Origin of the sequence: Achromobacter dolens, assembly GCF_902859745.1 — a bacterium.
Taxonomy (GTDB): Bacteria; Pseudomonadota; Gammaproteobacteria; order Burkholderiales; family Burkholderiaceae_B; genus Achromobacter; species Achromobacter dolens.
Genome location: NZ_CADIJW010000010.1, coordinates 105468 through 125758, shown reverse-complemented (window position 1 = coordinate 125758; position 20291 = coordinate 105468). Strand labels below are relative to the sequence as shown.

Sequence of the window (20291 nt, the reverse complement as noted above, 5' to 3'; positions counted from 1 at the left end):
CGGTTACGCGTTGGACTTGGGCTTCTGCTGCGACGGCTTGAGCGCGCGCCAGCCGATGTCGCTGCGGTACTGGCGGCCGTCGAAGTGGATGCCGTCGATGGCTTCGTACACACGGTCGCGCGCCATCTTGACCGAGTCGCCCAGCGCCGTGACGCACAGCACGCGGCCGCCGGTGGTCTGGGTTTCGTCGCCTTCCAGGCGGGTGGCCGCGTGGAACACCATGCAGTCGTCGGCGTCGGCGGGCAGGCCGCGGATGACGTCGCCGGTGCGCGGGGTGTTGGGATAGTTGTGCGAGGCCAGCACCACGCCCAGGGCGGTGCGGCGGTCCCAGGTGATGTCGGCCTGGTCCAGCGTGCCCTCGACGGCGTGCTCGAGCGCGTCCAGCAGGTCGCTCTTGACGCGCATCATGATCGGCTGGGTTTCCGGGTCGCCCATGCGGCAGTTGAATTCCAGCGTCTTGATGTCGCGGTCGGGATCATCGCCGGGGGCGATCATCAGGCCGGCGTACAGGAAGCCGGTGTAGGGGATGCCGTCGCGCGTCATGCCCTGCACGGTCGGCAGGATGATTTCGCGCATGATGCGGTGGTGCAGCTCGGGCGTGACGATCGGGGCGGGCGAGTAGGCGCCCATGCCGCCGGTGTTCGGGCCCTGGTCGCCGTCCTGCAGGCGCTTGTGGTCCTGGCTGGTGGCCAGCGCCAGCACATTGCGGCCGTCGCACATGACGATGAAGCTGGCTTCCTCGCCGACCAGGCATTCCTCGATGACGACGCGCGCCCCGGCTTCGCCCATGGAGCCGTCGCCCAGCATGGCGTCGACGGCGGCGTGGGCCTCTTCGAGCGTGGCGGCGACCACCACGCCCTTGCCGGCGGCCAGGCCGTCGGCCTTGATCACGATGGGGGCGCCTTCCTGGTCGATGTAGGCATGCGCCTGGGCCGGGTCGGTGAAGGTGGCATAGCGCGCGGTCGGGATGTTGTGCCGGACCATGAAGGCCTTGGCGTAGTCCTTGGAGCTTTCCAGTTGCGCGGCGGCCTTGGTCGGGCCGAAGATCTTCAGGCCGCGGGCGCGGAAGACGTCGACCACACCGGCGGCCAGCGGCGCCTCGGGGCCCACGACCGTCAGTGCGATGCCTTCGCGCTGGACGAAATCGGCCAATTCCTCGGCATTGGTGAGCGGGATGTTTTCCATCTGCTCGGCCCGTTGCGTGCCGCCGTTGCCCGGCGCCACGTACACCTTGTGTACGCGGGGGGAGCGGGCCAGTCGCCAGGCGAGGGCATGTTCGCGGCCGCCCGAGCCAATTACCAGGAGTTTCATTGTTGCGTGATTCTTAAGGTTGCCAGTCGAGTGTCGTCAGACACCTGCCCGAGAAATAGGCCACGGATCCGGGCGGGCCCGGATCCGGTGACAGCGCGGCGCCTGGAAGGCATAAGCCCGCAGCGCGCCGGGGTAATGGAAAAAGACTGCGGAAAGTTACTGCGCTTCGTCGAAAATGACGGTGGTATAGACTTCCTGCACGTCGTCCAGGCCTTCCAGGGCGTCGAGCAGCTTCTGCATCTTGATGGCGTCTTCGCCGGCCAGTTCGGTTTCGTTCAGGGCCTTCATGACGATGCCGTCGACTTCGGCCTTCAGGCCGGCGTCGTCGAACGCCTTGCGCACGGCGGCGTAGTCGGTCGGGGCGCAGATGACTTCGATCACGCCTTCCTCGTCGGTGGCGACGTCTTCGGCGCCGGCCTCGAGCGCGGCTTCCATGACCTTGTCTTCCGGCGTGCCGGGGGCGAACACGAATTGGCCGCAGTGCTTGAACATGAAGGCGACCGAGCCTTCCTGGCCCAGGTTGCCGCCGTTCTTGGCGAAGGCGTGGCGCACTTCGGCCACGGTGCGGGTGCGGTTGTCGGTCATGCAGTCGACGATGACCGCCGCGCCGCCGATGCCGTAGCCCTCGTAGCGCACTTCTTCGTACGCTTCGCCGTCCGCGCCGCCCGCGCCGCGCTGGATGGCGCGCTGGATGTTGTCCTTGGGCATGTTGGCGTCGGTGGCCTTGTCCCAGGCCATGCGCAAGCGCGGGTTGCTGTCCGGGTCGGGGCCGCCGGCGCGCGCCGCCACGGTGATTTCACGAATGATCTTGGTCCAGAGCTTTCCGCGTTTGGCGTCTTGACGGCCTTTGCGGTGCTGAATATTGGCCCATTTGCTGTGTCCGGCCATGGCTTCCCAGGATAAATTGTCTGCAAAAACGGCATTTTACCGTGCCGGCGGCCTCCGCGCCCGGGAGCGGGCCGCCTGTGTCCATATTGCCACGCGCACAAGCGTCATCGCAGGCTCTACACTTGGGCATCTGAGTCATTCCGGTCCGGAGAGCAGTCCATGCCCAATCCCATCGTCATCGCCAAGAACGCGCAGACCGAATTGGCCCTCTTGCCCGCCCTGGCCAACCGCCACGGCTGCATCACTGGCGCCACCGGTACCGGCAAGACCGTCACCCTGCAGGTGCTGGCCGAATCCTTCTCCCGCATCGGCACGCCGGTCTTCATGGCCGACGTCAAGGGCGACCTGACCGGCATTTCGCAGGCGGGGGCGGCCAGCCCCAAGCTGCAGGAGCGGCTCAAGAACCTGGGCCTGGACGAGCCGGCCTGGGGCGCCAGCCCGGTCGCGCTGTGGGACGTGTTCGGCGAGCAAGGCACGCCGGTGCGCGCCACCATCACCGACATGGGGCCGCTGCTGCTTGCGCGCATCCTCGAGCTGAACGACACCCAGGAAGGCGTGCTGACGCTGGTGTTCAAGGTGGCGGATGACGAAGGCCAACTGCTGCTGGACCTGAAAGACCTGCGCGCCATGCTGCAGAACGTCGCCGACCGCGCCGCCGAGCTCAAGACCCGCTATGGCAACGTGTCCGCCGCCAGCGTCGGCGCGATCCAGCGCGGCCTGCTGGCGTTGGAGTCGCAGGGCGCCGAGAAATTCTTCGGCGAGCCGATGCTGGACGTCGCCGACCTGATGCGCACCGACGCCCAGGGACGTGGCATCGTCAACGTGCTGGCCGCCGACAAACTGATGCAGGCGCCGCGGCTGTACGCCATCTTCCTGCTGTGGCTGCTGGCCGACCTGTACGAGAAACTGCCGGAAGTGGGCGACGTCGACCAGCCCAATCTGGTGTTCTTCTTCGACGAGGCGCACCTGCTGTTCAACGACGCGCCGCCAGCGTTGCTGACCAAGATCGAACAGGTGGTGCGGCTGGTGCGTTCCAAGGGCGTGGGCGTCTATTTCGTGACGCAGAACCCGCTGGACATTCCGGACACCGTGCTGGGCCAGTTGGGCAACCGGGTGCAGCACGCCTTGCGCGCCTTCACGCCGCGCGACCAGAAGGCTGTCAAGACCGCGGCCCAGACCATGCGGCCCAATCCGGGACTGGATATCGAGGCGGCCATCACCGAACTGGGCGTGGGCGAAGCGCTGGTCTCGCTGCTGGATGCCAAGGGCCGCCCGATGCCGACCGAGCGCGCCTGGATCGTGCCGCCAGGCAGCCGCATCGGCCCGGCCACCGACGCCGAGCGCCTGGCCCTGCGCCAGGGCAGCCCGATGTCGGCCAAGTATGACAAGGCCATCGACCGCGAATCCGCTTACGAAGTGCTGGCCGGACGCGCCGCGGCCCCGGCCGATCAGGCGTCCGGGAAGGCCGCGCCGACGCCGACTGCGGGCGGCGCGCCGGGCCAGGCGCAGGGCGGCGGCCTGATGGACAGCCTGAACGATGTGCTGTTCGGCTCCACCGGCCCGCGCGGCGGCAAGCGCGATGGGGTGGTGCAGACTTTCGCCAAGAGCACGGCGCGTTCGATCGCGACGCAACTGGCGCGCGGCATCCTGGGATCGCTGCTGGGCTCCAAGACGCGTCGCTGAATTCTGTATTCCATCTCCGGAACAAACTGTACCCGGCGCTGTAACGTCGGGTAGTACGTTGTTTGTAACTTGGGGTATTGCGTTACCGCCATTTATGCCTATGATTCTGGGCGGTGCAATCCAGGATTACAAAGGAAACGGTGGTGGCAAAAAAACACAAGATTGCGGTGATCCCAGGGGACGGAATCGGCAAGGAAGTCGTTCCGGAAGGCCTGAAAGTGCTTGACGCCGTTGCGTCGCGCTTCGGCATTGATTTCCAGTGGGACCACTTCGACTGGAGCTGCGATTACTACGCCAAGCACGGCAAAATGATGCCGGACGATTGGCAACGGCAGATCGGCCAGCATGAAGCGATTTTCTTCGGCGCCATCGGCTGGCCCGCCACAGTGCCGGACCACGAGGCGTTGTGGGGCTCGTTGTTCAAGTTCCGCCGCGAATTCGACCAGTACATCAATCTGCGCCCGGTGCGCCTGATGCCCGGCGTGCCTTCGCCGCTGGCCGGCCGCCAGCCCGGCGAGATCGATTTCTTCATCGTGCGTGAAAACACCGAAGGTGAATATTCCAACAGCGGCGGCGTCCTGTTTGGCGGCACCGAGCGCGAAGTGGTCATCCAGGAAAGCGTATTTACCCGCATCGGCGCCGAGCGCGTACTGAAATTCGCCTTCGAACTGGCCCGCAAGCGCGGCAAGCACCTGACGGCGGCGACCAAGTCCAACGGCATTTCGATTTCGATGCCATGGTGGGACCAGCGCGTGGCGGAAATGGCTGGGAACTATCCGGATGTCCGCTGGGACAAATATCACATCGATATCCTCTGCGCGCATTTCGTGCAGCATCCTGACTGGTTCGACGTGGTCGTGGCTTCCAACCTTTTCGGCGATATCCTTTCCGATCTCGGCCCCGCCTGCACGGGGACGATCGGCATCGCGCCGTCGGCCAACCTGAACCCCGAGCGCAAGTTCCCGTCCCTGTTCGAGCCCGTGCATGGCTCCGCACCCGATATCTATGGCAAAGGCATCGCCAATCCGATCGGCCAGATCTGGAGCGGCGCGCTGATGCTCGACTTCCTGGGTTATGACGCCGCCTCGGCGGCCGTGGTCCGCGCCATTGAAACGGTGCTGGCCGATGGCCCGCGCACGCGCGACATGAAGGGCACTGCGTCCACTGCCGAAGTAGGCGACGCCATTGCGTCGCTGATCGCGGCGACCTAGCGCGATGCGTTGACCGGGGCCCAGACCGTGGTCGATTCCATCGCCTCCCGCTCCGCCCCGGTGGGTGGCAGCCGTGCCGACCGTTTCGCCCGCAAGCTGTTCCGGATGTTGCGGTCGCGCACGCAGCGCCACAATCAGCACCTGTGGCCGTTCGTGCGCATCTGGCGCAATCCCGCGGGGGTGATCTGTGGTTTCCGCGCGTTCGGCCGCTCGGTGCCCATCACGCCGTTGGAGCAGGGGTACGACCCCGACGACGACGAGATGCACCTGATCCTGAGCGGGCCGTCGATCGCCGAGATTCCCTATGACCGCCTGGACATCCGGGCAGCCATGGGGGTGAATGGTTCGATCGCGCTGGCGCGCAAGTTCAATCTGCAGTTCAAGTACTACTGCATCATCGACCAGAATTTCGTGCGGGACCGCATCGATCTGGTGCGCGAGATCGTCGCCTGTGACCTGACGCTGTATGTGCTGCCCGACGTGCTGCGCTACATCATGCAGGGGATTGCGCAGGAAGAGATCCGCTGCCGCATCTGCATCATCGAGTTCATTTCCGAGCGCGCCTACCAGCGCAGCGCCGCGCCCGCGGTGCTCAAGCGCATGGTGGCCGCCTCGCCCGACCTGCGGCTGCTGGACGCCAAGCAGGGCCTGGGCTACAGCTTCGACGCGTCGCTCGGGGTGTTCGACGCGGATACGGTGGCTTACGTGGCGCTGCAGGTGATGATTTCGGGGGGCGCGCGCAAGGTCTATCTGCACGGCCTGGACCTGACACTGCAGCACGGCATGCGCTTCTACGACGAAGGCGAGACGCCGCAGGCCAGCCGGTTGGCGCGCAACTTCGCCCGCCTGATCGAGCCCTCGTTCCGCTTCGCCGCGCAGCAGTGGCGTGGGCGCGGCGTGTCGGTGATCAACCTGTCGCCGGTGAGCGCGCTGCCGCCGGAGGTGATCGAACGGCAGGACTGGCACACGCTGCTTAAACATTGAAAAAAGGCCTGGCATCCGCCGGGCCTTTTTTTGGGTGCGCGCCCTGTCAGGGACAGGGCTGGGCGGCGATCAGTGGGCGCCCGCCGCGGCTTCGGCCGCGCCGCCGCCACCGCCCGCCTTGGCCGAGCGTGGCCGGGCGAACCAGACCAGGCCAGTCAGCAACAGGAAGATCACCGCCGAGGCGTAGAACACATCCACCGCGGACATCGTGAACGCCTGTGCGTTGATCAGCCGGTCGACCGTGCTCAAGGCCTGCTGGTGCGACATGCCGACCGTGTTCTGCAGCACGTTGAGTGTCTGGTCAAACGCCTGCTGGCCGGGCCGCGCCGCCTCGGTCAATTGCACATGGTGCAGCGTGGCGCGGTTCTCCCACAGCGTAGTCGCGATCGAGGTGCCGAAGGCGCCCGCGGTCAGCCGCAGGAAGTTCGACAGGCCAGAGGCGGCCGGGATGCGCCAAGGCTCGATGCTCGACAGCGTGATCGACGTCAACGGCACGAAGAACGCCGCCATGGCCGCGCCCTGGATGATGGTCGGGATCATCAGCGTGCGCACGTCGGTCTGGGTGTTGAAGCCCGAACGCATGAAGCACACCAGCGCAAAGATCAGGAACGCCACTGTCACGATCTGGCGCGGGTCGCGCGTGGCCAGCATCTTGCCCACCATCGGCGTGAGCAGGATGGCCAGCAGGCCCACCGGCGCGGTCACCAGGCCGGCATAGGTGGCCGTGTAGCCCATGTAGCTCTGCAGCCACAACGGCAGCAGCACCACGTTGCCGAAGAACACGCCATAGGCCACCGCCAGCGTCAGCGCCCCGACCGTGAAGTTGCGGATCTTGAACAGGCGCAGGTCGACCACCGGATGCGCGTCGGTCAATTCCCAGATCAGGAAGAAGACGAATGCCACGAAAGCGATGGCGGCCAGGGCGATGATGGTGGGGCTGGCGAACCAGTCCAGTTCCTTGCCCTTGTCGAGCATGATCTGCAGCGCGCCAACCCACACCACCAGCAGCACCAGGCCGAGCTTGTCGATCGGCAACTTGCGGGTCAGCGATTCGCGGTTGCCGTAGATGCGCCAGCTGATCCATGCCGCCAGCAGGCCCACCGGCACGTTGATGTAGAAGATCCACGGCCAGGTGTAGTTGTCGGAGATCCAGCCGCCCAGCAGCGGTCCCGCCACTGGCGCCACCAGTGTCGTCATCGACCAGACCGCCAGCGCCATGCCCGCCTTGGACTTGGGGAAGCTGGCCAGCATCAACGTTTGCGATAGCGGGATCATCGGCCCGGCCACGGCGCCTTGCAGCACGCGGAATGCGATCAGCGCTTCGAGCGAGGGCGAGAAGCCGCACAGCCACGACGCCAGCACGAACAGCAGGGTGGATATCAGGAACAGCCGGACCTGGCCGAAGCGCTGCGTCAGCCAGCCGGTCAGCGGCACCGTGATGGCGTTGGCCACGGCGAACGACGTGATGACCCAGGTGCCCTGGCTGGAGCTGACGCCAAGATCGCCGGAAATGGTGGGAATGGACACGTTCGCGATCGAGGTGTCCAGCACGTTCATGAACACCGCCGTGGACAGGGCGATCGACCCGATGATGCGGGTGGCGCCTTCCAGTGGCGGGTAGGTCCCGGGCGGAAGTACGGTGGGCTCGGCGGGGGCGCCGCCGGCCGCGGGCTGAGCGGTGGTGCTCATGGGAAGATCCCCTTACTTGGCGCCGCGCGCCAAGCCCTCTTTGGCCACGGGCGATTGCGCCGCCTGCGGCGTGAATTCGTCGGAGGCGAGGTTGGCCTGGATGATCTTGCCGATCAGGGCGTCGACCTCGTCATGGGCCGGTTCGAACGCGCGCGTCGACCAGGCCGGTTCCTTGCGGGTGGCGGCGGTCAGCGCTGCGCCGTCCTGCTTGCCGACGTCGACTTCCACGTCCATCGACAGGCCCACGCGCAGCGGATGCGTCTTCAGATCCTCGGGATCGAGCGCGATGCGCACGGGCACGCGCTGCACCACCTTGATCCAGTTGCCGGTGGCGTTCTGTGCTGGCAGCAGGGCGAAGGCGCTGCCGGTGCCTGCGTCCAGTCCGGCGACGGTGCCGTGGTAGGTGATCGAACTGCCGTACAGGTCGGCCGTCATCTTGACCGGCTGGCCGATGCGCATTTTGCGCAACTGGCCTTCCTTGAAGTTGGCTTCGACCCAGACCTGGTCCAGCGGCACCACCGTCATGAGCGCGGCGCCCGGGGCCACGCGCTGGCCCACCTGGACGGTGCGGCGGGCGATGACGCCGCCCACGGGGGCGGGCAGGACCGTGCGCGATTGGGCCAGCCATGCGTTGCGCAGGCCGGCAACGGCCTGGCGCACGTCAGGGTGCTCGGCCACCGTGGTGCCTTGCGTCAGCGCCTGGTTGGTCGCCAGCTTGGCGCGCGAGGCGGCCAGCGCGGCGCGGGCCTGCGCCAGCCCGGATTGCGCGGTCTTCAGTGCGGCTTCGGCGTGCAGGATTTCCTCGCCGCTCACGCCGCCGGACTTGGCCAGTTGCTGGCGACGGGTGACGTCGCTCTGGGCGCGGGTCAGTTCGGCCTGGGCGCGTTGGATGTCGGCCTGGCGCAGGTCGACGTCAGCCGCCAGCGCATCGTTCTGGACATAGTAGGTGCGGACCTGGCGCACGGTCTGAGCCAGCTTGGCCTCGGCCTGTTGCAAGGCGACCTGTGTGTCGGCCGGGTCGATGCGCACGAGCGGCTGGCCGGCGGTGACGGTTTCGGTGTCGTCGGCCTCGATGGCCACCACGGTGCCGGGCACCTGTGGCGTGATCTGCACCAGGTTGCCGTGCACGTAGGCGTCGTCGGTGCTTTCGAAGTGGGCGCCGAACAGCGCCCACCAGATGCCGTAGGCGATCGCGATGAGGATGAAAACGCCGGTCGCGATCAGCAGCAGGCGTTTGCGGGCGGGATTGGTCGTGGGAGTGGCTGCGTTCATGACGTCTGAATCCGGAGCGTTCAATGAGTGGAGTTCGTGGCGGGCGCGGGCTGCTGCGCGGGGGCGGGGACGTAGCCGCCGCCCAGCGCGTTGGCCAGGTTGGCGTCGAGCTGATAGGCGCGGATGCGCAGGTCGGTGTCGAGCCGTGCCTGGGTCAGTACGCCGGTCTGCGCGACCAGGACGGTCAGGTAGTTGCCCATGCCGGCCTTGTAGCGGTTGACGGCCAGTTCATAAGCGGCCTCGATGGCTTCGCGCGCCTGGCGCTGCTGCGCTCGTTCCTGCTCCAGCAGGCGCAGGCCGTCGAGCGCGTCGGCGACCTGGTGCACGGCGTCGAGCACGGTCTGGTTGTAGTCGGACACGGCGAGGTCGGCATCGGCGCGGCGGCCGGCCAGGTTGGCGTTCAATTCGCCGCCGTGGAAGATCGGCAGGGTAATGGCGGGGCCGATGCCGGCGGTGCGGGCGGCGGCGCCGAGCAGGTTGCCGGTGCCGATGGCCTGGAAGCCGGCGAAGGCCACGAGGTTGACATTGGGGTAGAACTCGGCGCGGGCGCTGTCGATCTGGTGCCGGGCGGCCTCGGCGCGCCAGCGCGCGGCTACCACGTCGGGACGGTGGCCCAGCAGGTCCAGCGGTACGCTCGCTGGCACGCCGCCGGCGGGCGCGGTCAGCGCCGCTTCCACCAGCGACTGGCCGCGCTGCGGGCCGGCGCCTGCCAGTGCCGCGACCTGATTGCGCAGTTGCGCCAGCGTGGTCTCGGTCTGGGTCAGCTCGACCTGGCCGGCGGCCAGCGACGATTCGGCCTGCTTCACCTCGACTTGGGTGTCCAGGCCGGCGGAATAGCGGCCGCGGGTCAGCGACAGCACTTCCTCGCGCTGGGCCAGCACGCGCTTGATGACGTCGCGCTGGGCGAAGGCGTCCTGCAGGTTGAGATAGGCGCGCACGGTGGCGCTGGCCAGCACGTTGCGCGCTGCCTGCGCGTCGGCCGCGGCGGCGGCCTGCTGCGAGACCGCGGCCTTCAGGCGCGAGCGGTTCTTGCCCCAGAAATCGAGCTCGTAGCTGAAGTCCAGCGCCAGGCGGTTGTCGCTGACGACCGATCCGCCCAGCGGCGCCGGGTAAATGTAGTCGCTCGACAGGTGCTCGCGGTTCAGCGTGTAGTTGGCGTCCACGCGCGGCATCAGGGGAGCGCGGGCCGTGCTGACGGCGGCATTGGCCTTGGCCAGGCGCGCCTGGGCGGCAGTCATGGACGGGCTGTTGGCCAGCGCTTCGTCCATCAGCGCGTTGAGTTGGCTGTCGCCGTAGCGATGCCACCATTGCGTGTCAGGCCAGGCGACGTCCTGGGCGGTCAGGCCCAGCTTGGTTTCATTCAGGGCGGCCACCGGCTCGGGGCCGGGTTCCATCAGGGCACAACCGCTCAAGGCCAGCGCTAATGCGGTAGAAAGAAGGCGTTTCATCCTGACAATCTGCTGAAAGTAATTGATTAATCTGTATTTGCCTAGGCAAATATTACGTCAAATAAAACCCCTTTTGCAGGGGCGGGCGGCTCAAGCGGGCGTCGTCAGCGCTCGGGCGCGGAGGCGGAGCCGTTGGCGATCATGCGGCGCAGCAGGTGCATCAACTGCGTCACTTCGTCGGTGGAGAAACCACGCAGGTGGTGGTTCAGCACGCGGGCGATATTGGGCGGGATCGCCCGCGCCTTGGTTTCGCCCAGTTCCGTCAATTCGATCTTCACGACGCGCCGGTCGAGCTGGTTGCGGGCCCGTCGCAGCAGGCCTTTGGCCTCGAGCCGGTCGAGCGTGCGGGTCATGGCGCCGGTGTCGACGCCGTTGAGCCGGGCCAGTTCGGCGGGCGTATCGGCCCGGCCCAGGGCAACCATGGCGATCGGCCGCCACTGCATCGCGGTGAGGTCGAGCGGCGCCATTTCCTGGTCCAGCATGCGGTTCAGGGAGTTGGCCACCAGTTTGATCAGGTAGCCGGCGTTTTCTTCCATCATGCAGCGGGTATCACCGCGATAGTGAACCGGATTTTCGGAGGATTCAGGGCGTGACGAGGCATTCATGCAGCGGATTTTACTGCCCAGGCAGTAATTGTCAAGGCTGCTTTCGAGGGGCGCTTTCGGGGGCGGCCGGGGCCTTGCGCAGCCCGGACCAGACGATGGCGGCCACGATCAGGGCGGCGCCGGCCATCATGCGCACCGTCGGCTGCTGGCTGAACAGCGCCCAGGCGAAGGCGATGGCGTAGACCGGTTCCAGCGCGATCACCAGGCCGGCGCTGCGGGCGTTCAGGCGAGTCAGGCTGGAGACGAACAGGAAGTGCGACAGGCCGGTGCAGAACACGCCCAGCAGCGCCAGCCAGAACCAGTCCATGGCGGGCAGGGCGGGCAACTGGCCGACGGCGAACGGCAGCATCACCAGCGCCACCACCAGGTTTTGCCAGCAGGCGACCTGCATCGGATCCATGCCCGAGGCCGAGCGCCGATTGCTCAGGGCCAGCAGGGCGAAGGTCAGACCGGACAGCAGACCCCAGGCCAGGCCGATGGTGCCCTGGTCGGCCAGGTCGAACGACGGCGTGACCAGCACCAGGCCGGCCGTGACCAGGCCCAGCAGCAGCCATTCGGCCAACCGCACGCGTTCCCGGAAGATCAATCCCTCGAACAGCGTGATGAAGGCCGGGAAACTCGCGAAGCCCAGCGTGGCGATGGCGATGCCACCGACCTTGACCGAAATGAAGAAGGTGACCCAGTGGGCCGCCAGCAGGGCGCCCGCGATCACCAGCACGAACAATTGGGCTGGCGCCAGGGCGCCCAGCAGCGGGCGCCGGCGCATGCGGGCGAACAGGCCGAGCGAGATCACCGCGAAGACTGCCCGCCCCAGTGTGATGACTGCCGCGCTGGCCTGGATCAGCTCGCCGAAGACGCCGGTCAGGCCGAACAGGATGGCGGCGATATGGATGTAAGTCAGGGCGCGGTGTCGGGTCATTCGCAGGGAGAGGGCAGGGAACGGAAGGGGCGGAGCCGGTTCATGGCCGGCCGCGGCAGGCTGAAAATGCGCGCCAGGCGTGCAAATCCCGCGGCGCTGAATCTAAAATCATCGCATGAATCGCATTGCCAAGCTTTTGCCGGCCTCTCGTCCCTCCAGCCGCGCGGCCGGATTTTTCATGGCCGCGCTTGGCGCCATCCTGTTCTCCGCCAAGGCCATCGTCGTCAAGTTCACCTACCGCTACGGGATCGACGCGGTCACCCTGATCGCCTTCCGCATGCTGTTCGCCATGCCGTTCTTCGCGGCCGTGGCGTGGCACCAGTCGCGCCTGGCGGCTCGCGGCGAAATCGTGGTCATGACCTGGAAGGAACGCATCCAGGTCTGCCTGCTGGGCCTGTTGGGATACTACCTGTCCAGCTTCCTGGATTTCCTCGGCCTGCGCTACATCACCGCCAGCCTTGAGCGGCTGATCCTGTTCCTGTCGCCATCGCTGGTGGTGCTGATCTCGGCCTTCTGGTTCAAACGGCCGGTCGAGCGCCGGCAGTGGCTGGCGATGACGCTGTCGTATGCCGGCGTGGTGCTGGTTTTCGCGCATGATCTGAGCTTTGGCGGTTCCGCCGAGGTGCTGTTAGGGTCTTTATTCGTCTTCGGTTCGGCGCTCAGCTATTCTGTGTACCTGATTTGCTCCGGAGAACTGATCAAGCGTGTCGGGCCGACCCGGCTGGTGGCGTATGCCATGCTGGTGTCGTGCGTGGCCTGCATCGTGCAGTTCTTCGTGATCCATCCGGCCTCCGTGCTGGTGCAGCCGATGGGCGTGTACGGCTACTCGATCATCCATGCCACCCTGAACACGGTGGTGCCGGTCTTCATGCTGATGTGGGCGGTGGCGCTGATCGGCGCGCCGACCGCGTCGCTGCTGGGGATGCTGGGACCGGTGTCGGTGCTGTTCCTGGCGTCGTGGTTCCTGCACGAGCCCGTGACGGTCTGGCAGATGGCGGGCACCGCGCTGGTCCTGGCCGGGGTATTCGTATTGATGGGGGGCGGGGCCGCCAAGCCGCCGCCCGCCGCGCCGGGCGGCAGCGCGTCCGCGCGCTGACGTCCGAATTGCGTATTTGATTTTCAAGCTTGCGTCGCAACATTTCAATGAAAGGAGGCCAGCATGGCCAGCAATCTCGTCAAGGCAATTCGTATCGAGCAGCATGGCGGTCCCGAGGTCCTGAAACTGGTCGAAGTCGAGGTGCCGCCGCCGGCCGCCAATGAGGTCACCATCGACCAGCACGCGGCCGGGCTGAACTTCATCGATATCTATTTCCGCACGGGCTTGTATCCCCATCCGCTGCCGCATGGCCTGGGCTTCGAGGGCGCGGGCGTGGTCACCGCCGTGGGCGCCGACGTCAAGCACCTGAAGAAGGGCGACCGCGTGGCCTACGGCCAGAGCCCGATCGGCGCCTACGCCAAGGCCCGCAACGTGCCGGCCAACCAGGTCGTGAAGGTGCCCAAGGGCATCGGCTTCGACGAAGCCGCCGCGCTCATGCTCAAGGGCCTGACGGTGCAGTACCTGTTCCGCCAGACCTATCGCCTGCAAGGCGGCGAAACCATCCTGTTCCACGCGGCCGCCGGCGGCGTGGGCCTGATCGCCTGCCAGTGGGCGCGCGCGCTCGGCGTAAAGCTGATCGGCACGGTCTCCAGCCCCGAGAAGGCCGAGCTGGCCCGCGCCAACGGCGCCTGGGAAACCATCGACTATTCGCGCGAGAACGTGGCCGAGCGCGTGCTCGAACTGACCGGCGGCAAGAAGGTGCCGGTGGTTTATGACGGCGTCGGCAAGGACACCTGGGAAACCTCGCTGGACAGCCTGGAGCCGCGCGGCCTGATGGTCAGCTTCGGCAACGCCTCCGGTCCGGTGGCGGGCGTGAACCTGGGCATCCTGAACCAGAAGGGCAGCCTGTACGTGACGCGGCCGTCGCTGGGCGTGCACGTCAATACGCTGGAAAAGCTGCAGGCCGCCTCGGAAGAGCTGTTCGACCTGGTGCTGAAGAAGAAGATCAAGGTTCGCATCGACCAGCGCTACAGCCTGGAACAGGCCGGCGACGCGCAGACCGCGCTGGCCTCGCGCAAGACCACCGGCGCCACGGTGCTGATGCTGGACTGATCCGGCGCGCCCCTGGCGCCGCGGACAAGGCGGGACGCATGGCGCGTCCCGTTTTTTTTCGTGCGCACCGGGACAAATCTCCATGCACGGGCGGACAAGCCAGCGCGGTGGGCCGTTGCTATCCTGGCTTCACCCTATCCGTTGGAGCCTCACGCATGTCGTCCGCCCATCCCTCCGCCTCCGGCCGCCCGGAACTGGCCGCCATCCGGGAATACATGATCGTTGACGGCAAGCCGCTGCGCCAGGGGCAGGGCGACCCCATTGCCGTGCACGACCCGGCCACCGGCGAGGTCATCGCCACCCAGCTCGACGCCGGTCCGGCGCAGATCGACCTGGCGGTGCAGGCCGCGCGCCGGGCGTTTGCCAGCGGGCCATGGCGCGACATGCTGCCGGCCGGGCGCGAGCGCCTGCTGCTGAACCTGGCGGACCTGGTGGAACGCCACGGCGAGGAACTGGCGCGGCTCGAGACCCTGAACAACGGCAAGCTGCTGGGCGTGGCCCAGGGGCTGGAGGTCGGCTCCGGCGCGCAATGGCTGCGCTACATGGCGGGCTGGGCCACCAAGTTGACCGGTGACACGCTGGCGCTGTCGATCCCGTTCCCGCCCGGCGTGAAGTACAGCGCCTACACGCTGCCGCAACCGGTGGGCGTGGTGGCGGCGATCATCCCGTGGAATTTCCCCCTGCTGATGGCGATCTGGAAGATCGCCCCGGCGCTGGCCGCCGGCTGCACGGTGGTGCTCAAGCCCGCCGAGGAAACCCCGCTGACCGCCTTGCGCCTGGCCGAACTGGTGCTGGAGGCGGGCTTTCCGCCGGGCGTGGTCAACGTGGTGACCGGTCGTGGCGAGACCGCCGGCGCGGCGCTGGTGGCACATCCGGGCGTGGACAAGATCGCCTTCACCGGCTCCACCGAGGTCGGCAAGCTCATCGGCCGCGCCGCCATGGACGACATGAAGCGCGTGTCGCTGGAACTGGGCGGCAAGTCGCCCGTGATCGTGCTGGATGACTGCGACCCCGACGTGGCCGCGCAGGGCGCGGCCGCCGCCATCTTCTTCAACCAGGGGCAGGTCTGCACCGCCGGTTCGCGGCTGTACGTGCAGAAGGGCCTGTACGCCAAGGTGGTGCAGCGGCTGGCCGACCTTGCCGCCGGCATGAAGCTGGGTTCCGGTTTTGCCCCGGATACGCAGGTGGGGCCGCTGGTGTCGGCGCGCCACCAGCAGCGCGTGATGGACTACATCGGCATCGGCCGCGCCGAGGGCGGCAAGGTGCTGGCGGGCGGCGCCGCGGGCGAGGGCGCCGGCTATTTCGTGCGGCCGACGGTGTTCGCCGACGTGGCGCCCGGCGCCCGCATTGCCCGCGAGGAGATCTTCGGCCCCGTGGTGGTGGCGCAGCCGTTCGATACGCTCGACGACGCCGTGCGGCTGGCCAACGACAGCGCCTTCGGCCTGGGCGCCAGCCTCTGGAGCAACGACCTGACGCGGGTCCAGCGCCTGATCCCGCGCATCGACGCGGGCACGCTCTGGATCAACACCCACAACATGCTGGACCCGAACATGCCGTTCGGGGGCTTCAAGCAGTCCGGCATCGGCCGAGAGCACGGCCGCGCCGTACTGGACATGTACCTGGAGAAGAAGTCCGTTTGTATCGCTTACTAGACTGACGGCCGCGCGAGACAAGCCGGGAGATACCGGCGCGCGCGGCCGCGCAACCAAGGGGAAGTGCATGGCAGGCAAGACCAATTGCCGGGCTGGGGCGCGCACAGCATTGCTGCTGGCGGGCCTGGCCCTGGCGCAGGCGGCATGGGCCGGAGACCCGAGCGCGCGCGACTGGATACCCGCGCCGGTGGGCACCAACATCATCGCCGGCTATCTGGCCGGACTGCGCTCGTCGGGGCTGTATTCGGCGGGCAAGCGCATCGACGGCGCCTCGGTGGACGTGGACGCGCTGATCTACCGCCAGATGCATTACCGGGAGCTGTTCGGCAAGACCGTGCAGCTTGAGTTCATCGTGCCGATGTCGCGCACCACGATGGAACTGTCGGGCGCCCCGCGCGACCGCCAGACCGGCGTCGGCGATGTGACGCTGGGGTCGGCCATCTGGCTCTACAACAATGAGCAGACCAAGACCTGGTTTGCCTGGGAGCCGTTCGTGGTGGTGCCGGTGGGCCGCTACGACGGTTCGCGCCCGGACACGTCGCCGGGCAAGAACCGCTGGTCCACCATCCAGGACTTCTCGTTCGTCAAGGGCGTTGGCGAATCCACCTTCCTGGAGGCCATCGGCGAAGTGGAGATCTACGGCCGCAACAGCGACTGGATGAGCCAGACCCTCAAGAAAGACCCGTCCTTTCGCTTCTTCGCGCTGGCCTCGACCAATATCACGGACAACACCTACACCGGCATCCGCTACCGCTACGAGACCGGCGGCCGCGAGCGCGCCGCCGGCGAAACGGTGACCAGCCGCGCCCGCAACCACCAACTGGCGCTGGAGCTGACGCACCAGATCAACGACGCCAACCAGATCCAGATGCAGTACATCCACGACCTCAAGGTCGAGAACGGCCCGCGCATGCGGGGCGTGCAGATGCGCTACGTCTACGCCTTCTAGGAGCAACGGACATGACAGCAGGAGAGATCCAATGATTGCGCTTTGTGCCAACAGGGGCGCCGCGCGGGCGGGCAAATGGGCGCTGTGCGCGGCCCTGGCCGCGGCCGCCGGGCTTGCCCGCGCCGACCTGCCGGTCGAGGAGCTCAAGGGCGGCACCCGCCTGCCGCCCGCCACGCCGCACCGGCTGTACGTGATGGACGCGGTGTTCAATCACCTGGTCGACAGCCGCGTCAACATCTACGACGGCGACACCCTGAAATTCCTGGGGCTGGTGCCCTCGTCGTTCAACGGCCACATGACGGTGTCGGCGGACGGCAAGGACATCTACATCATGACCACCTATTACGAGCGCCTGAACCGCGGCAAGCGCACCGACGTGGTCGAGGCCTGGGACGCCGAGACGCTGACGCCCAAGTACGAGGTGCCGATACCCGAGAAACGCGCGCAGGCGCTGAACTACCGCAACTACCTGCAGCAGAGTTCCGACGGCGGCCTGTTGTTCGTGCAGAACGCCACGCCGGCCTCGTCGGTCACGGTGGTCGACCTGAAGACGCGCAAGTTCGCCGACGAAGTGACCGCGGCCGCCGGCTGCTGGAGCATCATCGTGCCGCCGTCGCGGCCGCGCAGCTTCGCCAGCATCTGCGGCGACGGCTCGTTCGTCACGGTCGACCTGGACGCCGCCGGCAAGCCGTCGGGCCAGCAGCGCAGCAAGCCCATGTTCGAGGTCGAGAAGGATCCGATCTTCACGCATACAGATCGCTTGGGCGACACCTTCTACTTCGTCTCATACAACGGCAACGTCTACAGCGCCGATTTCAGCGGCGAACAGGCCCGCTTCGGCGAGCGCTGGTCGCTGCTGGACGCTTCGGGCAAGGATCGCGGCTGGCGTCCCGGCGGCTACAACCTGCTGGCGGTGAATCGCGCCAGCAAGCGGCTGTACGTGGGCATGCATCCGAATGGCGCCGAGGGAACGCACAAGACGCCGGCGGCCGAGATCTGGGTCTACGACCTGGCCACGCACAAGCGGCTGGCGCGCATTCCCGGCAAGAACGCGTTGTCGATGTCCGTGTCGCAGGACGACAAGCCGCGCCTGTTCACCATCGACGGCGGCAATGTCAACATCTATGACGCGGCGCCAGCGGCGCCGGTGCTCAAGGGCACGATCCAGGGCGCCGGCGAGACGGCGCTGCAGGTCGAGCCGCAGCCGGGAGGCGCGCAATGACCGATCCCGTGCTGCTCTATGCCGCCAGCGCGGCGCTGGCCTGCGTGCTGCTGCTCGGCGCGCTGGAAAAACTCAAGGATATGGCGGCGTTCAGCGCTGCCGTGCATGCCTACGACATTTTGCCGACCGGGTTGGCCAGCCTTTTCTCGTGGGGCTATGTGCTGGCCGAGGCGCTGGCCGGCGCCTTGCTGCTGGCGCCGGGCCTGCGTGCGGCGGGGGCCGCGCTGGCATTGCTGGTGCTGGCCCTGGCGACGGCTGGCGTGGCCCTGAACCTGGCGCGCGGCCGCCGCGATATCGATTGCGGCTGCGGCGGTCCCGCCTTCCGGGGCGCGGCGGCGCGCGGCGCCGGGCTGTCCTGGTGGATGGTGCTGCGCAATGCCCTGCTGGCGTTGTGGACGCTGCCGGTGTTCGCCGCCGCGCAGGGCGCGTCACGCAGCCTCCAATGGACCGACGCCGCCTCGGTCTTCGGCCTGGCGATGAGCGCCGTGGCCCTGTATTTCACCGCCAACCACCTGCTGGCTTCGCACCTGAAGCTGCGGCACCTGCACATCTAGGAACAACGGAGCGACACGATATGGAAGCCTTGATCATTTCCAATTTTCTGCTGTGGGGCGTGGTGCTCTGCCTGCTGCTGGTCATCCTGGCGCTGTCGCGCCAGATCGGCGTGCTGTATGAACGCGTGGCGCCGATGGGGGCGCTGACCATGGACAAGGGGCCGGCGGTGGGCGAAGCCGCACCGCGCTTCGAACTGGCCGACCTGCTGGGCCGGCGCCTGACTATCGGCGAGCGCGGCCAGCACAGCCAACTGCTGTTCTTCCTGTCGCCGACCTGCCCGGTGTGCAAGAAGCTCTTGCCGATCCTCAAGTCGGTGGCCGGCACGGAAAGCGCGTGGTTGCGCATCGTCCTGGCCAGCGACGGCGAGATGCCGGAGCATCTGGCGTTCTACCGCCAGGCCGGGCTGGAGCGCTTTCCCTACCTGCTGTCGACCGAGCTGGGCATGAAGTTCCAGATCAGCAAGCTGCCGTACGCGGTGTTGATCGACGAGTCCGGCGTGATCCGCGCCAAGGGCCTGATCAATTCGCGCGAACAGTTGGAAAGCCTGTTCACGGCCAAGGAGCTGGGCGTGGCCTCGGTGCAGGAATTCCTGGCCGGCGGCGCGCTGGAAGAGACCCGCATTTCACGCAAGGAGAACGGCAATGCGCTGGTTGGATAAGCTTGGAGAGCGCGCCACGCGCTCCGTCGCCCACGCCACGTCGCGTCGCAGCGTGCTCAACCGCATCGGTCGCGTGCTGGTCGGCACCGCCTTCCTGGTGCCGGTGCTGCCGGTGGCCCGATCCGCGCCGGCGGCGGCCAAGAAGCCGCAGACCGACGAGACCGCCTGCGACTACTGGCGCTATTGCGCGGTGGATGGCTTCCTGTGCTCGTGCTGCGGCGGCAGCATGACCTCTTGCCCGCCGGGCACCTCGCCGTCGGCGGTGTCGTGGGTCGGCACCTGCCACAACCCGCTGGATGGCAAGGACTACCTCATCAGTTACAACGACTGCTGCGGCAAGACGGCCTGCGGCAAGTGCATGTGCGCCTCGGCCGAACGTGAGCGGCCGGGCTACCAGATGTTCCTGCACAACGACGTCAACTGGTGCATGTCCAACGAGTCGTCGATCTTCCACTGCACCACCTCCGTGATCGTGGGGTTGGCCAAGAAGAAGCCATGATGGACGCGGCGGGACGGGGCAGCGGGCGAGGGCGGTGGCGCGGGGCCGCTGCCGGGCTGGCCTGCGCGGCGATCGGGGCGGCGGCCGTGGGGGCGGCAGCGCTCGCCGACGAAGCGGTGCCTGCGGCCGCGCAGGCCGCCGCGGGGCCGCAGGCAGCGGCGAATGGCGTGCCCGGCGCCGACACGCTGAGGCAGGCCGCGCGCGCGGACTACGTGCTGCAATGCGCCGGCTGCCACCGGGTCGACGGCCGCGGCAGCACGCCGCACGGCATTCCCGATTTCCGCAATTCGGTGGGCGCCTTCACGCACCTGCCGGCCGGACGCGAATACCTGGTCCGGGTCCCGGGCGCGGCCTACTCGCAGTTGAGCAATGCCGAGTTGGCCAATGTGTTGAACTGGCTTTTGCTCACGTTCAGTCCAGCGCAATTGCCGGCCGATTTCACGCCCTATACGGAGAGCGAGGTGGCGGCGGCGCGGCCGCGCCGCTACGACGACGTGGTGCCGGTGCGCCATGGCCTGGCGCGCGAGCTGGCGGCGCTGGGCCTGGCGTTGTCCGACTATTCATATGGCAGCGCCCGCAAGCCCTGAGGCCGCGCGG

At 67.4% G+C, this 20291-nt stretch carries 19 protein-coding genes; 12 read left to right on the top strand and 7 right to left on the bottom strand.

What is annotated here, in order from left to right; translation table 11 throughout:
- Nucleotides 1-3 precede the first annotated feature (3 nt).
- Both purD and HV783_RS10695 read right to left on the bottom strand, forming a co-directional pair.
- Nucleotides 4-1311, bottom strand: a complete 1308-nt coding sequence (purD, locus tag HV783_RS10700; RefSeq protein ID WP_049075285.1) for a phosphoribosylamine--glycine ligase — start codon at nucleotides 1309-1311, stop codon at nucleotides 4-6.
- Between the two features lie 156 nt (nucleotides 1312-1467).
- Entirely contained in the window at nucleotides 1468-2199 is a 732-nt protein-coding gene (locus HV783_RS10695; protein ID WP_116793147.1) for a YebC/PmpR family DNA-binding transcriptional regulator, read from the bottom strand.
- 159 nt (nucleotides 2200-2358) lie between these two features.
- On the opposite strand from HV783_RS10695, the gene HV783_RS10690 reads away from it, so the two are divergent.
- The 3 genes from HV783_RS10690 to HV783_RS10680 all read left to right on the top strand — a co-directional run bounded on the left by HV783_RS10690 (nucleotide 2359) and on the right by HV783_RS10680 (nucleotide 6077).
- The gene (locus HV783_RS10690; RefSeq protein WP_054503959.1) at nucleotides 2359-3882 is read left to right on the top strand and encodes a helicase HerA-like C-terminal domain-containing protein; all 1524 of its coding nucleotides are present in this window, start codon (nucleotides 2359-2361) and stop codon (nucleotides 3880-3882) included.
- A gap of 143 nt (nucleotides 3883-4025) precedes the next feature.
- Entirely contained in the window at nucleotides 4026-5093 is a 1068-nt protein-coding gene (locus HV783_RS10685; RefSeq protein ID WP_054503958.1) for a tartrate dehydrogenase, read from the top strand.
- A 27-nt stretch (nucleotides 5094-5120) separates the two neighbouring features.
- Nucleotides 5121-6077 (top strand): WaaZ-like lipopolysaccharide core biosynthesis protein, encoded by a 957-nt coding sequence (locus tag HV783_RS10680; protein ID WP_116793145.1) that lies wholly within the window; start codon nucleotides 5121-5123, stop codon nucleotides 6075-6077.
- Nucleotides 6078-6146: 69 nt separating this feature from the next.
- On the opposite strand, the gene HV783_RS10675 is transcribed toward HV783_RS10680, so the two are convergent.
- From HV783_RS10675 to HV783_RS10655, 5 genes are all read right to left on the bottom strand, one after another.
- Entirely contained in the window at nucleotides 6147-7766 is a 1620-nt protein-coding gene (locus tag HV783_RS10675; RefSeq protein WP_054503957.1) for a DHA2 family efflux MFS transporter permease subunit, read from the bottom strand.
- Nucleotides 7767-7778: 12 nt separating this feature from the next.
- A complete protein-coding gene (locus HV783_RS10670) occupies nucleotides 7779-9038 on the bottom strand; it encodes an HlyD family secretion protein (RefSeq protein ID WP_054503956.1) in 1260 nt (419 codons plus the stop codon).
- Between the two features lie 20 nt (nucleotides 9039-9058).
- Nucleotides 9059-10486 carry an efflux transporter outer membrane subunit gene (locus HV783_RS10665; protein ID WP_054503955.1) on the bottom strand — a complete coding sequence of 476 codons (1428 nt, stop codon included), beginning with the start codon at nucleotides 10484-10486 and terminating at the stop codon, nucleotides 9059-9061.
- A gap of 104 nt (nucleotides 10487-10590) precedes the next feature.
- Nucleotides 10591-11091 carry a MarR family winged helix-turn-helix transcriptional regulator gene (locus tag HV783_RS10660; RefSeq protein WP_054503954.1) on the bottom strand — a complete coding sequence of 167 codons (501 nt, stop codon included), beginning with the start codon at nucleotides 11089-11091 and terminating at the stop codon, nucleotides 10591-10593.
- A gap of 31 nt (nucleotides 11092-11122) precedes the next feature.
- Entirely contained in the window at nucleotides 11123-12010 is an 888-nt protein-coding gene (locus HV783_RS10655; protein WP_175189096.1) for a DMT family transporter, read from the bottom strand.
- 115 nt (nucleotides 12011-12125) lie between these two features.
- Here HV783_RS10655 and HV783_RS10650 point away from each other — a divergent pair, with 115 nt between their 5' ends.
- From HV783_RS10650 to HV783_RS10610, 9 genes are all read left to right on the top strand, one after another.
- Entirely contained in the window at nucleotides 12126-13106 is a 981-nt protein-coding gene (locus HV783_RS10650) for a DMT family transporter (protein WP_054503952.1), read from the top strand.
- A 63-nt stretch (nucleotides 13107-13169) separates the two neighbouring features.
- Nucleotides 13170-14159: a quinone oxidoreductase family protein gene (locus HV783_RS10645; RefSeq protein ID WP_054503951.1), complete on the top strand. Its 990-nt coding sequence runs from the start codon at nucleotides 13170-13172 to the stop codon at nucleotides 14157-14159.
- Nucleotides 14160-14314: 155 nt separating this feature from the next.
- Complete coding sequence (gene styD / locus HV783_RS10640; RefSeq protein WP_054503950.1) at nucleotides 14315-15811, top strand: phenylacetaldehyde dehydrogenase StyD; 1497 nt, start codon at nucleotides 14315-14317, stop codon at nucleotides 15809-15811.
- 67 nt (nucleotides 15812-15878) lie between these two features.
- Nucleotides 15879-16760: a transporter gene (locus HV783_RS10635; protein WP_054503949.1), complete on the top strand. Its 882-nt coding sequence runs from the start codon at nucleotides 15879-15881 to the stop codon at nucleotides 16758-16760.
- A 31-nt stretch (nucleotides 16761-16791) separates the two neighbouring features.
- On the top strand, nucleotides 16792-17982 hold the full coding sequence (locus HV783_RS10630; protein WP_054503948.1) for an amine dehydrogenase large subunit: 1191 nt from the start codon (nucleotides 16792-16794) through the stop codon (nucleotides 17980-17982).
- Nucleotides 17979-18536 (top strand): MauE/DoxX family redox-associated membrane protein, encoded by a 558-nt coding sequence (locus HV783_RS10625; protein ID WP_175189095.1) that lies wholly within the window; start codon nucleotides 17979-17981, stop codon nucleotides 18534-18536. Before HV783_RS10630 ends, HV783_RS10625 begins: the two co-directional genes overlap by 4 nt.
- A gap of 20 nt (nucleotides 18537-18556) precedes the next feature.
- The gene (mauD, locus tag HV783_RS10620; RefSeq protein WP_064526301.1) at nucleotides 18557-19195 is read left to right on the top strand and encodes a methylamine dehydrogenase accessory protein MauD; all 639 of its coding nucleotides are present in this window, start codon (nucleotides 18557-18559) and stop codon (nucleotides 19193-19195) included.
- Nucleotides 19179-19694: a methylamine dehydrogenase light chain gene (locus HV783_RS10615; RefSeq protein WP_049075261.1), complete on the top strand. Its 516-nt coding sequence runs from the start codon at nucleotides 19179-19181 to the stop codon at nucleotides 19692-19694. Before mauD ends, HV783_RS10615 begins: the two co-directional genes overlap by 17 nt.
- A gap of 167 nt (nucleotides 19695-19861) precedes the next feature.
- On the top strand, nucleotides 19862-20281 hold the full coding sequence (locus HV783_RS10610; protein ID WP_231132995.1) for a c-type cytochrome: 420 nt from the start codon (nucleotides 19862-19864) through the stop codon (nucleotides 20279-20281).
- The last annotated feature ends 10 nt before the right edge of the window (nucleotides 20282-20291 follow it).